The 13,501-nt window shown below is 64.7% G+C and carries 9 protein-coding genes and 1 pseudogene; 4 read left to right on the forward strand and 6 right to left on the reverse strand.

Translation table 11 applies throughout. The features are described from left to right. Positions 1–66 precede the first annotated feature (66 nt). The 4 genes and pseudogenes from MLGJGCBP_RS45720 (at position 67) to MLGJGCBP_RS45735 (ending at position 6,346) form a co-directional block, all read left to right on the forward strand. A complete protein-coding gene (locus MLGJGCBP_RS45720) occupies positions 67–3,765 on the forward strand; it encodes a HEAT repeat domain-containing protein (protein ID WP_160098385.1) in 3,699 nt (1,232 codons plus the stop codon). A 160-nt stretch (positions 3,766–3,925) separates the two neighbouring features. Further along, positions 3,926–4,072, forward strand: a complete 147-nt coding sequence (locus MLGJGCBP_RS45725) for a hypothetical protein (RefSeq protein WP_160098383.1) — start codon at positions 3,926–3,928, stop codon at positions 4,070–4,072. 63 nt (positions 4,073–4,135) lie between these two features. Continuing rightward, positions 4,136–4,746 (forward strand): annotated as a pseudogene (locus tag MLGJGCBP_RS54545) (ParB/RepB/Spo0J family partition protein); the annotation flags it as partial. Positions 4,747–5,263: 517 nt separating this feature from the next. Next, the gene (locus MLGJGCBP_RS45735; protein ID WP_160098381.1) at positions 5,264–6,346 is read left to right on the forward strand and encodes an IS630 family transposase; all 1,083 of its coding nucleotides are present in this window, start codon (positions 5,264–5,266) and stop codon (positions 6,344–6,346) included. Between the two features lie 15 nt (positions 6,347–6,361). Here MLGJGCBP_RS45735 and MLGJGCBP_RS45740 read toward each other — a convergent pair whose 3' ends face one another. The 6 genes from MLGJGCBP_RS45740 to MLGJGCBP_RS45765 all read right to left on the reverse strand — a co-directional run bounded on the left by MLGJGCBP_RS45740 (position 6,362) and on the right by MLGJGCBP_RS45765 (position 13,287). Next, positions 6,362–6,826 carry a hypothetical protein gene (locus tag MLGJGCBP_RS45740; RefSeq protein WP_160098379.1) on the reverse strand — a complete coding sequence of 155 codons (465 nt, stop codon included), beginning with the start codon at positions 6,824–6,826 and terminating at the stop codon, positions 6,362–6,364. Further along, entirely contained in the window at positions 6,826–7,920 is a 1,095-nt protein-coding gene (locus MLGJGCBP_RS45745) for a ParA family protein (RefSeq protein WP_160098377.1), read from the reverse strand. Before MLGJGCBP_RS45745 ends, MLGJGCBP_RS45740 begins: the two co-directional genes overlap by 1 nt. A 1,625-nt stretch (positions 7,921–9,545) precedes the next feature. Beyond that, on the reverse strand, positions 9,546–9,701 hold the full coding sequence (locus tag MLGJGCBP_RS45750) for a hypothetical protein (RefSeq protein WP_160098375.1): 156 nt from the start codon (positions 9,699–9,701) through the stop codon (positions 9,546–9,548). Positions 9,702–9,722: 21 nt separating this feature from the next. Beyond that, a complete protein-coding gene (locus MLGJGCBP_RS45755; RefSeq protein WP_160098373.1) occupies positions 9,723–10,049 on the reverse strand; it encodes a hypothetical protein in 327 nt (108 codons plus the stop codon). Between the two features lie 801 nt (positions 10,050–10,850). After that, positions 10,851–11,972, reverse strand: coding sequence for a hypothetical protein (locus MLGJGCBP_RS45760; RefSeq protein WP_236581309.1), 1,122 nt, complete (start codon positions 11,970–11,972; stop codon positions 10,851–10,853). Between the two features lie 130 nt (positions 11,973–12,102). Further along, complete coding sequence (locus tag MLGJGCBP_RS45765; protein ID WP_160098371.1) at positions 12,103–13,287, reverse strand: integrase; 1,185 nt, start codon at positions 13,285–13,287, stop codon at positions 12,103–12,105. Positions 13,288–13,501 lie beyond the last annotated feature (214 nt).

The following is a 13,501-nucleotide window of genomic DNA, read 5'->3' on the forward strand; positions in this document are numbered from 1 at the left end:
AGATTCTTTTTGGAGGTCCGAGTAATCTTCAGCTCATCCGACAGCGTCTCTGGCACAGGGGGCCTGATGTCACTCGACTACCTTAGTGAAATCATCAGGTCAGTTGATGTCGAGAAGCTCGCCCAGAAAGCCACAGTCAAAGCGGCCACCACCGCCGCCACCAAACTTGTCAATGAGGCGATTTTCGCCAGGGCAGCACAGAAAGAACTTGAGGGTGCGTTCGTCAGTGGGCTCGCCGTGGCCGCCGAACGAGCCCGAATGACCGACCCCGACGAACAGCTGATGTGGTGGTCAGAACACGGCCGCACCTTCTTCGAGCCCTTCGAATCGAACAAGAACATCATCGCAGTCGTGTCGCGATGCGCGATGGCTCACGCGGACTCCGCAGAGATCAAGGGGTTGCTCCACGACGCTCTCACGCTGTCCGGAAACGATCCCCCGAAGTTCGAAGCCGACCACCAAATCGACCTCGATCACTTCGCTGACATCCTGCCCACCTGCATCATCGACGCTATTATTTACACCGGTTCCGGTCCATCGAGCAGGCTCACTGGCCAAGCGCAGCTCGCGGTACTCGCGAGACATGCCGCCCAGCTGTCTGAATCCAACATTCCCCCGCTCAGTTCACGCGACGTGCGGGGCCAGCTCACACAGTGGTGTACTCGTGAAGCCGCCAGACATCGCAAGAACCTCTCCAGACTGCCTTACCTCAGGAACCACCCCGACCCCACTCGCCTCGATGTAGAGGCAACGACACGCGTCGGACTCCGGAGGAGAACTCTTGAGACCGATGATGTCTATGCGCCAGCGGCAGGACGTTTTACAACCTCAGACGCCCACACCGCGACATACGCGAACGTCACCGACAACAGTAATCAAGTTGTAGTTCTCGGTGATCCCGGTGCGGGCAAGTCCTGGGTCACGCAGATGCACGCAATACGCCTAGCCGACGCCGCGGCGCTCAAGCTCGCCGATCCCCAGGTTGATCCTGACGGAATCGATATACCACTCTCCGTCCGATGTGACGCCATCGCCGCCGCCGTCGGTGGCGATCTCCCGGAGGCCGCCACCGCGGTGCTCGCCCAGCTTGACACCGCCATGACCGCCGGTTTGCGGCGCTGGCTCCAAGAACACTGCCGCAGCGGACCGACAACGTACTTGCTGGACGCCCTCGACGAAACCCCCGCTGACGCCCGGGACGCGGTCATCAGGATGATCGACGATCAGACGAATTCCGTCGCGCGCACCATCGTCACTTCCCGAATCGCGGGTTACAGCAGCGGACTGCTCGACCCACAGACGTGGACTGAGGTCGAACTGCTCCCCTTCACCGACCCGCAAGCGTATATCGCGTCCTGGCACCTCCACGTCGACCGAGAACATGAACTGAAACAGCGACTCCAAACCGCGGCACTAGCCACGATGGCACAGATTCCCCTTCTGCTCGCGCTTCTATGTCATCTCGCGTCCGATCCGGAAGAGCGGCTCCCGCGGACACGCGCAGAAATCTACAGTCGAATTCTGCGCCGATTCCTTCGCCGGGAGCACCGGGCGTTCACGGGCGCCGTAACTGCATCGCTTCCTAGTGATCCCCACGAGCGTGAGCGGCTACTCCTGGACATCCTTCGGCCGCTGGCATTCAAGATTGCCGACAGTCCGGACGGGTGGCTCGACCGCATTCCAGACACAACCCTGCAGGCGCACCTCGCGTCGATCCAGCTGCCGGCAAACATCTCAACTGCCGCCGCAATCACGATCCTCTCGAATGACGCCGGAGTGCTTGTACCCGACGGAGACACCCGGGAGGGCCGAAACCCGCCCTTCTTGTTCGTGCACCGCACCTTCGCCGAATACCTCGTCGCCGAACACCTTGCTATCCATCAAAACCTCATCGATGATTGCCTCGACGCTCGTCTTTACCTCGAACCCTCCTGGCGCGAGGTATGGATTCTCGTCGCCTGCCTTGCACCCGCAGGGGTCATGTCCAAACTCGTCGATCGAAGACCGGATCCACTTCACATCGCCTTGTCGACTGCGGCAGCTGCGGTCGCCGAGTTCGACGATGACTTGCGGGGGAAGGTCTCTCGCAGTATTGGCTCACTACTCGCAGAATCGTCGACCCTCCTTCGGCATCCCACCGCACACCGAGAGGTACGCAAGACTGCCGCACTGGCGCTCGGATATGTGGGAGGTCGGGCCGCGATTGAAGTTCTGTCCCAAACACTCAACCAGGACGCCGATCTGGATGTCCGTTGGTGGGCAGCGGACGCGCTCGGCCGCATCGGAGGATCGGACGCGATCGAAGTCCTATGCCGGATGCTCATCCACCCCGATCCACGTCTTCAGATGTCCACCGTAGGGGCGCTCAGGTATGTGGGCACTCGGGCCGTGATCGACGTCCTGTCCCAGACACTCAACCAGGACACAGATCTGGACGACTACTGGCGGGCTGCGGACGCGCTCCACCGTTTCAGACCAGATGGGATCGACATTCTGCGCCAGACGCTCATCCACCCCGACACCGACCTTAGCCTCCGTGAGACGGCCGCGGGGGCTCACGCCAGAATCGGCGGACCGGACATTATCGACGTTCTACGCCAGACACTCACCGACCCCAAAGCCAGCCCGCAGGTCCACTGGCGGGCCGCAGACCTGCTCTGCCTAATTGACGACGGACCGGACACGATCGACGTTCTACGCCAGACACTCACCGACCCCAAAGCCAGCGCGGACCTCCGTGAGACGGCCGCGGGGGCTCTCGGCAGAATCGGCGGACCGGACACGATCGACGTTCTACGCCAGACACTCACCGACCGTGACACCGACCTGAGCGTCCGCAGGGTGGCTACAGCGTCACTCGGCGGAATCGGCGGACCAGAGGCGATCGACGTTCTACGCCAGACACTCACCGACCGCAACACCCATCTGGACCTCCGCGGTACGGCCGCATTGGCGCTCGGCACAATCGGCGGACCAGAGGCGATCGACGTTCTACGCCAGACGCTCACCGACCCCAACACCGACCTGATTATCCGCCGGGTAGCTGCATCGGAGCTCGGCGAAATCGGCGATCCGGAGGCGATCGACGTTCTACGTCAGACACTCACCGACACCGACTCGGACCTCCGCTGGCGGGCAGCCTATCTGCTCGGCAAAATCGGCGGACCAGAGGCGATCACAACCCTGCGTCGCATTCTCACCGACCCCAACACCCACCCGATTGTCCGCCGGTCGGCAGCAGAGGCGCTCGGCAAAATCGGCGGACCAGAGGCGATCACACCCCTGCGTCGCATTCTCACCGACCCCAACACCGACTCGAACCTCCGCAAGTCGGCAGCAGAGGCGCTCGGCAAAATCGGCGGACCAGAGGCGATCACAACCCTGCGTCGCATTCTCACCGACCCCAACACCGACTCGAACCTCCGCAAGTCGGCAGCAGAGGCGCTCGGCAAAATCGGCGGACCAGAGGCGATCACAACCCTGCGTCGCATTCTCACCGACCCCAACACCGACTCGAACCTCCGCAAGTCGGCAATAGAGGCGCTCGCGCATATCGGTGGCTACGAATTCGCCGAATGGCTGGTCGAATATGTTCAAGGCGGTGACATCGATCCGATTGTGATTGGCCCTGTCTTCGTCTACTTTCGCTCCGAGCCGGTCCACAGGGACCTGAGGTCGCCGCTGATCCAGGCCCTAATCTTACTTACGCAGGTCGCTGACGACGATCCAGTTCAAACTCGGCGGACGCGCCACCACGGCATGTGAGGTCTTCGTGGGGCGCGACATTGCATTACAATGCGGCGCGGGTCAGGTCCGCGGCACCGAGCCGGGGTCAGCCGACCGGATGCTTCAAATGCGGGTGGTCCCTTCGGCGTCGAGCGATTGGTAGCTGCCGACATAGAAATGCACCGGGTACGACAGACAGGTGCGCACCGGCGAGACGGTGCCCGAGGACTACACGTCGATCTTCTCCCCATTCCTGTGGAAAGTGCGCGGCGATGACGGTGTCGTGATCGACGAAGCGGCAATGGAAGAGGACGCGTCATATTGCCTCAGCGTCGAGGGCATCTGAACACACCGGATGGACAGTGCACCCCTCGCGCAGGAGAGCGCCGTGGTCACCGATCCTCCTGCCAAGATCGGGCTCGCCCGATGGGTGGTGATCAACGGCTGCCGTCGCCTGGCCGCCGCCGAAAACTTCGGCCGCCCCAACCTCGACATCATCGTCAAAGACGAAGTCGCCAAGGACCGGGAGACCCTGCTCGCCGCGGCGGTCATCGAGAACGTCGGCCGCCGCGACTTCGACGTCATCGAAGAAGCCAAGGCCGTCGAACTCCTGATCGGCGAGTGCGGAACCGTCGAGAAGGCCGCCATGAAACTCGCGAAGTCCAAGGGCTGGATCTCCCAGCGACGGGCCCTGCTACAACTCACCCCCGAACTCCAAACCGCCCTCCGTAACGGCGAACTCGCCGTCCGCACCGCCCGCTCTCTCGCACAGGTACCACCCGAGGCCCATGTCCAAGCCTGGGTCGCCGAACAACAGCGGGAACACACGAAGCCCGATCCCGATCCCGCACCTGAATCCGAAACCAATTGCCGGCAAGACCTCCCGTTACCGCAGCGAAGGTCAAGCGTGCCTTCCGCCGCCTGGAGGCTGACCCGACTACGCTCGCTGACGCCCTGGTCGACTACCTCGACGCCGACGGACTGCGAACACTCATCCAGGCACTCACCAATCGACACTGACTCGGGCGACCTACCGGTGCCGAAATCCTCTGCTGGAAGCGTTAGGTCGTGCGGCCTAACGCTTCCAACGACGACTGCACCCTTTCGTCGACTGCCATACGTCCTACCCACTCAAGAGAGTGAACAGTGGTTGACGGTCGCGGTCATTCGCATCATGGGCTGTTACCGAGTCCGGCCGACAAGGCAAAACGGGCTGAGCGCCATTCTGCGGTCACCAGGGTCCGTTTTGGCCATGGACATACCGGTACACCGGATAACGGCGCTCCACGACGAACCTACGGCTGGTCATTCGCCCAGAACCGTTCGTTTTAGATGTGCGGTTGAAAAGTCCGGTATAGCGCGCCGGATAGCGAACGATGTAGGTCGTCTGGGCAATCTTGCGGCGTCGTGCAAACTTCCCCGGACAGCAGTATCCCCGGGAGACACAGGGTCTTCCCGGGGATACGTGATCGTTGCGCCGCCGGTGCTAGTGGTGTGTCTCGCAAATAAATATGGATTGATTCGATAGAATCCGTGCATGAGGAATCCGGTACCCGCTTTGCAGATTTCCGATGGGCAGCGTGTTGTGCTCGAGTCGTTGGCGCGGTCCCAGACGGGTGCGCACCGGGAGGTGGTGCGGGCCAAGGCGCTGTTGATGGCATCCGACGGTGTGGCCAACACGGCTATCGCGCAGGCGTTGTCGGTATCGCCGGGATCGGTGGCGAACTGGCGGACACGGTTTGCCGAGGATGGCATGGCGCGGTTGGGCGAGGTGCGCAAGGGTCGAGGTCGCAAGCCCTCGATCCCGCAGGAGAAGATCGACGAGATCGTGGACCTGACGCAGAACTACCGCCCGAAAGGCGAGACTCATTGGAGTTGCCGGACGATGGCCGAGCATGTCGGAGTCTCGAAGGACACGGTCCAGCGCGTGTGGTCCGCTCGTGGACTCAAGCCGCACCGGGTCGAGACGTTCAAGCTGTCGAATGATCCGCGATTCGAGGACAAGCTCGTCGACGTCGTCGGTCTGTATCTGAACCCGCCCGAGCGGGCGATCGTGTTGTGTGCGGACGAGAAGTCGTCGGTGCAGGCCCTCGACCGGACGCAGGCCTCGCTCCCGATGATCAAGGGCCGCGGCGAGACGATGACCCATGACTACAAGCGTCACGGCACCACCACCTTGTTCGCCGCGCTCGACGTCCTTACCGGCAAGGTGATCGGCCAGTGCCTGCCGCGCCACCGCCATCAGGAGTTCCTGCGATTTCTGCGCACCATCGACCGTGAGGTGCCCAAGGACTTGGAAATCCACCTGATCCTGGACAACTACGCCACCCACAAACACGAGAAGGTCCGGGCCTGGCTCGACAAGCATCCACGGTTCCACCTGCACTTCACTCCCACCTCCTCCTCATGGCTCAACCTCGTCGAACGTTGGTTCCGAGAGCTGACCGATAAAGCTCTGCGACGCGGGGTCTTTCACTCCGTACCGCACCTCATCGCCTCGATCGAGGAATACCTCGACGCCCACAACGAAAACCTCCGACCCTACGAATGGACCGCGACCGCCGAATCCATCCTCGCCAAGGTCGCCCGCGGCCGCGTCGCACTCGAAAAGATCAGCTAAATCAGAGACACACCACTAGCTGGTGCGGCGGCGGCCGTCCGACGGCAGCAGCTCTTCGAGCCGATCGTTGTACTTCTCGTTGTCGGCGATCGCCTCGAGGCCCAGTTTGACCAGGGCAATGACCATTCCGTTGTCCGATGGGCGGCGACCGAGTCGGCGCTTACGCTCCCTCTTGTTCCGGTCGCCGTACCAGTCGTCGCAACCGTCCTGGAACAGAGCCTCGACATCGCTGGACCATTCGACGCTCTTGCGCAGCTTGTCGGTCGACTCCGTCGCGGCGGGCTTAGGTGCCTTCTTCGCGGCCGGCTTCTTCGCCGGTGCGGCAGGCGCTTCGGGCGTCGCCTCCGGAGTGGGCACTGATGTCAGGGGTGAGGCCGTGGTTTCCTCTGCGGGCGCGGTCTGGGTGGCGGCCGCGACGGTCGCGGGCGACGGTGGCGCTGTGTCACCGAAACGGCTCGGGCGGGCACTCTGCAAAGCCATCAGTGGACTCCCTCAGGGGTAGAGACCATCGCGGCCTCGGGATTGAACTTCAGGGGCGATTCGAACAGGACCTCCCGCATCACCGGGGGCATCGGCTCAGCTTCCAGCTTCGCGATGACGTCCTCGTAGCGCGTCGGCACCAGCAACGCCATCAGGTTCAGCGAGTGCCGCATGTAGGCGGAGATCAAGCGGAATTGGTTCTCCGTTCCGACCTTCGGCTCCCCCACCACGGTGTACAGGCCGGGCAGCACACTCGCGACGGATTCTCCCCGGGAGTTCGCTGCCGCCACGAATGCAGCTTCGGTGATCGCCGGTGTCCACACACCGGAGGCGAACTCCGCTCTGGGGTCGTCCTCCGGGAATCCGGAGTCGGCCCAGATCGTCGAGACCCAGTCGACGGTCTCCTGCATGCCTGTCTTGTGTTCGCTGGTGCGGTTGACCTTGGTGAACACCACGCCAGCCGAGGCCAGCGGGTGCCGCCACGCCTCCGCGAACTGCCGGACAGCCCTCACACCGTCCGCGAAGCCGACCGTACCGAGCATCTCGGGGTGCGCCGGGAAGATCGCCCACCCGGACGAGAGGATCGACAGCTCGGTGGTGGCGCCCGAGGACGGCGGGCAGTCGATCAGGACAATGTCGTAGTCGTCGGACAGACCGGATTCGTGCAGGCCCTTCCACATCCGGAGGTGTGAGGCTGCCGGCTTTTCGTCGGAGATCGCCTGGAGCGTCCCACCTGGTGACGGGATGACGTCGATCCTTCCGCCGGCGATGAGTGCGCCGCCGAGCTTCCAGGATCGGGTCGTGTCAGGCTGCCATGCATCCGCCGCGGTGTGCACGCACAGGCTCGGGTCAACGTCACCTTTGATGAGGTCGGCAACCGAGTACGGGTGCTCTGCGGTCGGCGCGGTCCCGGTGAGGGTGGTCATGCCGCGGCTGGTGTCGGCGTCGGCGACCAGGACCTTGAATCCGAGGTTCGCGAGGAACATGGCGTACTGGGCTGTGGTGGTCGTCTTGGCGACGCCTCCCTTCTGGGAGGTCGTCGAGCAGGTCTTGTCGAGCGCGGCGTCGGCCTGCTCGCGGGTGAGGGTGGTCATCGTGCCCCTCCCCCACTTGCGCGGCCGACGGGCTGCGACATCGGTGAATGCTGCATCGCGGATCCGTTCTGGTGGTTGTTTTGTGGTGCGAGAACCGTAAAACCCAGGTTCTCCACGACATCCGGGGTTCACAGGTGCTGGTGGTAGCGCGTTACACCTGTGACTCCTGGGATACGTGCGCACAAAGGGTAACGCGTGGGTTCAATAATTCCCGGGATTGACGCAGTCTGTATGAGCAGCGTGATACCCACTCCTCCCCCATTCCGGTCAATTCGCGCTGGTCACAGGACTCTCGGGTTGGCTGCGATTCATGCAACTCCCCTGTTCCCCACGTTTCGCGTGTCGCGCGGGAATTCCGCTTATCACGCCAAGTGCTGAACTCCCCAAACCCACAGGACTCCCCCATTTGGTGTCTTTGACATGAAGCCCGTGATATCGGTGATACCCGCGTATCCCATCTGTCCCCCACAAACGTGACTCCTGTATCTCGCGTTTGTCGGGTGGCTAGCAGGAATCCCACTTCTCCATCTATTCGCGTATGAAGCGTCTGGCCCACCGTAAGCGTGGATACCGCGGAACCTGTTGATCCTATGCTTCATGTCTTCGCCGGGTGTTCCGTCAGATGCGTGGTACCCGGATGACCCGTCGTGGGGTGGTTATGCACATGTCCAATCAGTGACATGAAATGCACCGTGAACTGATTACACAGGTATCGCCCATGAAGCGGGTTTGGCGTTCCATCCGTTGAACGGGCGTTATGCAGGACTAGCCCGACTCATGGTGTGGGCGGGAGTCGCGTCGAATGCAGGAGGTCCACATTTGGTCGAATATGCGTGAGACACGTGATTCACGTATCTCACGGGTAATCCAGGGGATGTGTGCCATCCGGGAGATGGGCAGATGTGCGTGTCGCGGGGGATGGGGGAGTGGCACGGGATGGGGGTGTCACGCAATCAGGGGCATTCATGGGCCAGGCGGGTCTTCCGGGTGATGCGGTTTTCCCGTCGATGGCGCGATCCACGGGAAGTGGGGGAGTGGCACAAGGCGCGTGTTCGGCGCGGCCGGAGGGTCATGCGGGGCATCCGCGTATCCCGTCGTCCGCGTTGTCCATGCGCGACGCCCTGTATGCAGAAGATGGGAGACACCCGGACCTCTCAGGTGTCGCGGGTGATGGGCAATACCCTGAGTTCCAGCGTTCAGCGCCACTTCTGCGAGATGGGTATGACACAGGATCTCCGGGATTCACGCCAAGCGCGTGCATCGCGCGATACCCAGAGGTCCCGTGCTTGGTTCCTTCTGCGGGTTATGGGTGATACCCGAATATCACGCTGTTCGCGCCGCACGCTTGTATCGCGGGATATCCGTGTCTCATGGTTTCCGCACTGCACCAGTGGATCACGCAAGGTGAGTAAGTCCCATAGTCATAGGGTTTCGCGGCAGCAACAGGTAGAGCGTATGTCCCACATCTGACGTTGACCCAGTTATATACGGGTTACCCGTATTTCACGGGCATTGCAGGAATCCCGATTTGAACAGGCGTTGGGGGAGTGGTGCATATCCCGCCAGATTCGCCAGCAGGGGAGCGGATTCCACGCGAGAGACGGGTATTGCGGGGACTGTGTATCTCACGGGTATTGCACAATTTGTGTGGGCAGCGACGTCTGGGCTCGGGTGCCGAGCGCCGCGCCGGCATCCGGATTCGAGCGGCGCGCATTGGCGGCTGTGCGGGCCGCTGCGACGCACAACCGGCCGCCGGCGATGTCGGGTCCGGGCCGAGTCATTCGGCGATCGCAGAACGGCGCTCAGGCGGCGGCGTCGAAGAAGGCAGATTTGGCCCAGCCGGTGAAAAACGTGGGGAGGAGTCGGATCGGGAGCACCCTTTTTGCCGCCCCGTTGCCCCGCAGAGCGCCGAAACCGGCTTCCGTGAGGGGATTGGACGCCAAACGGCATTCGGGACGCTCAGAGGCGCGCGGTGAAATCGGTGTCCGGAGTACCGGCGACGCGTTCGCGCGCACCCGACGATCAGCGGCCTGCTGAACGGCTTGGAACCGGCCGCGGTTGGCGGCTCGCGGCGATCGCTCATCGGCGCCCTGGCCGACACCTCCGTCGGCTCCGATGTCCGCAGTCATCTGTGTGGGCGGGCACCTCGTCGGAGTTGCTGAAAGTCGCGAGGGCGCCGGCGCCGGCGCCTTCGCTGGCGAGCAACAGGTGCGGCACCAACGCCGGAACGCTGAGAGCAGCGACCAGCTCGGCGACGATCGGACAGCGGTATCCCGGGGAGACAGCCGGCGGTTCGGGAGTCACCGCGGCCACCGCGGAAGGAATCCACGGACAGCTTCACGATTGGGGGAGTTGCCTGGGCGATACACCCAGCGCCCCTGAGCCGCGAGTCCGCGGAACACCCATGCCAAGAACGCGTATGGGGCCGACACCTCGAAAGGTGCCGGCCCCGTCGTCACGCCGCGCCCAGACGACCACCAGAGGCACCTGGACGACAGCCCCGCGACCACCATCCGACTACGCGGACAGGGTCGGATTCCTCGATCGGATCCCGCTACCACCACGGAGGGCGACGTGAACGATCTCAGCGTACGTCGAACGTGGGTTGACCACCGGTGAACCACGTCCGCGGCACCTGCGGCGTGTCACCGAGCCCTGGGGTGGTTACTGCTTCGGCTGCCGCCACAGCGGCCGGAACCATAACTCCACAACGTCCAACGCCGCCGAGCCCGTTGCGCAAGCCAGGAAACCGCCGTTCCAGCGCCACAACGTTCTGAACTTCGCCACCTCGTTCGCGGGCAACTTCGTGGTCCGCCAATACTGGTTCGCGGCCAGTACGGTTCACCCCGCCAGCCGCGCACTGGCCCCCGCACCGACACGCCCGCGGCAGCATTCGCGCCGAAGCAACGCCTCACCGGCGGCCCGGCCGATCAGTCGGTCGCGGGGTCGCCCATCTGCGCAAGCAACTCCTCGGTTCGGCGGAGGATTTCGTCGGTTCTCCGGTCGATGTCGTCGAAGGTGTCTGTCAGGTCCCGCAGGTTCTGGGCGTCGGTGTGTTTGTGGGCGATTCCGGCGTCGTAGCGGGCTGCGAGTTCCTCCGCTGTCAGCTCTACGTAGTCGTCGTCGCCCACAGGGTCGGGTTTCGCGGCGTGCAGTTCGGCATCGACTTCCTCGACAACTGAGCCCCAGTTGTCGAGCAGCACCGGTCGTGCGCGCCGGGACGCTGCGATCCCGGCAAGGTGCGCGGTGACGATCGCGGCGACGGACTTGCCGGACAGGCCCCGGCTGTCTCGACGTGGGGCGGCGAAGTGGCCCCACTGATCGAAGCTCGGGAGCAGCGGGCCGTCCCGGTCTTCTCTCAGCGCCGGCAGTGTCCGATAGGACACCACGCTGTCGTCGGTGACGGGTCGCGCCTCGATCAGGCTGCGGGCCAGGGCTCTGTTCGAGGGGTATCGGTCGAAAAACGCCTGCAGCCGCGCCCATCTCAGGTACACCGCAACGGGGCAGCCGCGCGGATCTTCGGGGGTCGGGTGTAGTTGCCGGTCGTGACCGGCGCCGATCAGGAGGGTGTTCCCGTCGTAGGTGAGGTCGCTGCGTTGCAGCCGTCCCACCGCGGTGGGGGTCAGGTCGATGGTGCAGGACAGCACCAGCAGGAGTGCGTCTCGGCGTCCGAAGAGACCGCCAGGCCAGCCGGTGGTGGGGAGGGCGGACACCACGGCGCGGGCGAGTTGGGAGCGCTGGCCGCGGCGGCGGGCTCGGGTCGAGAGGATGTCCCGGATGGCTCGTGACGACCCGGGCGGATGATGCCCACCTGCCGTGTGGACCCAGTTGATGGCGGCGATGCGGCGACGTTGGGTGGTTCGCCGGGCCGGATGAGCATCCAGGAACCGGGCGAGCGCGACCGGGTCCGCCGGCAAGGGTGCGGTGTCGAGGGCTTCGCACCAGTCCGCGAAGAGGGCCCAGTCGTATCGGTAGGCGGAACCGGGGCCCGCTGCCGCGAACAGGGCGGAGATGTCCGGTGTGCCGTGCCTGTTCGTCCCGGTGGTTGTCACGGCTGTTCAGCGTAGGGGCCGCACCGACCCCCGATCCCGCCACTTCGGTGGCACGGCGCGATCGGCTCCTCGGTTTTCCCGCGTGGTGTCGGTTCTCCGTGTGTCTTCGCAGTGTCGTCACCGCAGGGTCTTACAGGCCGATTCGGGTGACGGCGTTGTTCTGCAGTGGTGCGTGTTCGCGGGCGTAGATCTCGAGGGTGGCCGGGTTGACGTGGCCGGTCTGGCGCATGATCTCGTGCGGGTGGGCGCGGTTGAGGAAGCCCTGGGTGACGAACCCGGCGCGCAGGGAGTGGCCGCCGATCTGGGTGACGACGTCGTCGGGGTAGCCGGCGAGTTGGGCGCGGCGGCGGATCGCGGCGTGGATGGCGGGTCCGGATAGGGGAGTGTCGCTGATGTTGCCGTTGGCGCGGATCGCCCGGAACACCGCCGCGGCGGGGTCGGGCGCGGTCGGGGCCGCGGTGCGGCAGGCGTGGTCGTCGAACTCGTCCTGGTCGTGGAGGAGCCGGATCACGCCGGGGCGACCGGTGCGGTCGAACGCGGCGATCACGTCGAGCCACCGGCGGTAGGCGCAGGGTGGGCAGGTCAGATGGCGAACGGTGTAGGGCACGCCTTTGACCTGGCCGTCGCCGGTCTGGTCGGTCTTCGACGTACGGATCCGCAGGTGCAGTCCGTCGTGTCGGTGCGCGGTCACGTCGGCGATGACCAGCGCGGAGAGTTCGGAGCGCCGGCACGCGCCGGCGAAGCCCAGGAGCAGGAGTGCGCTGTCGCGCCGCTCGCGGGCTCGGGTGACCCAGGTGGTGGCGTCGTCACGGCTGGCGGACAGGATCCGCTCGAGGTCGGCGACGAGGAGTGGTGCGGCGCGCTTGGTGGGGCGGTCGCCGCTGCGGGCGTAGCTGCGGCGCAGGCCGGAGAGGGTGTCCTTGATGATTTGGGACTCGCCGGGGGCGGGCTGGGCGCAGGCGCGGTGCCAGTAGTTGATGGAGGCGACCCATCGGGTGAGGGTGGCGGTGGAGTAGGCCCGGTCACCGGTCTGGGTGCGGGCGTCGGCGTGTTCGGTGAGGTAGTCCGCGACGGCGTGCGGGTGCGCGGGCAGGTCGCGGTGCCCGCGGAGGGCGCACCAGGCGGCGAACTTGGCCCAGTCCTGCCGATAGTTGCGGACGGTGCTCGGCGCGTGCCGCTGCTCCAGTGCCGCCAGGATGCGCCGTTCGGCGTCGGCGCTCAGGACCGGCGGGCCGGGGCGCACCGCCACCATCGGGGCGGGCGCACCGGCCGACCGGGCGGGGGAGGGGCCGGTCACGGGCGGGGTCTCGGTCATGAGGGGCGACTCCAGGTCTTCTCGGTCTTCGGGGTCCGGGGAGTGGGGCAGGCCCGGCGTGGTGCCGGCGACAGCGTCGGCAGCCGGGACGACCGTGCGGCACGGTCCTCGACCGAGATCAGGGAGACCACTCGTTCGGCGGCGGTTGCGTCACGTGACGGCCGATGGTGGCCCGGTGCGACGTGGCTGGTGGCATCAAATCCCCTGACCTGGC

The organism is Rhodococcus sp. T7 (assembly GCF_009872365.1).
GTDB lineage: Bacteria > Actinomycetota > Actinomycetes > Mycobacteriales > Mycobacteriaceae > Rhodococcus_F.

Bases quoted from the DNA above. Each gene is read 5' to 3' on its own strand.
- MLGJGCBP_RS45720 (WP_160098385.1), top strand. From the start codon at position 67: ATGTCACTCGACTACCTTAGTGAAATCATCAGGTCAGTTGATGTCGAG.
- MLGJGCBP_RS45735 (WP_160098381.1), top strand. From the start codon at position 5,264: ATGAGGAATCCGGTACCCGCTTTGCAGATTTCCGATGGGCAGCGTGTT.
- MLGJGCBP_RS45740 (WP_160098379.1), bottom strand. From the start codon at position 6,826: ATGGCTTTGCAGAGTGCCCGCCCGAGCCGTTTCGGTGACACAGCGCCA.
- MLGJGCBP_RS45745 (WP_160098377.1), bottom strand. From the start codon at position 7,920: ATGACCACCCTCACCCGCGAGCAGGCCGACGCCGCGCTCGACAAGACC.
- MLGJGCBP_RS45750 (WP_160098375.1), bottom strand. From the start codon at position 9,701: ATGACTCGGCCCGGACCCGACATCGCCGGCGGCCGGTTGTGCGTCGCA.
- MLGJGCBP_RS45755 (WP_160098373.1), bottom strand. From the start codon at position 10,049: ATGACTGCGGACATCGGAGCCGACGGAGGTGTCGGCCAGGGCGCCGAT.
- MLGJGCBP_RS45765 (WP_160098371.1), bottom strand. From the start codon at position 13,287: ATGACCGAGACCCCGCCCGTGACCGGCCCCTCCCCCGCCCGGTCGGCC.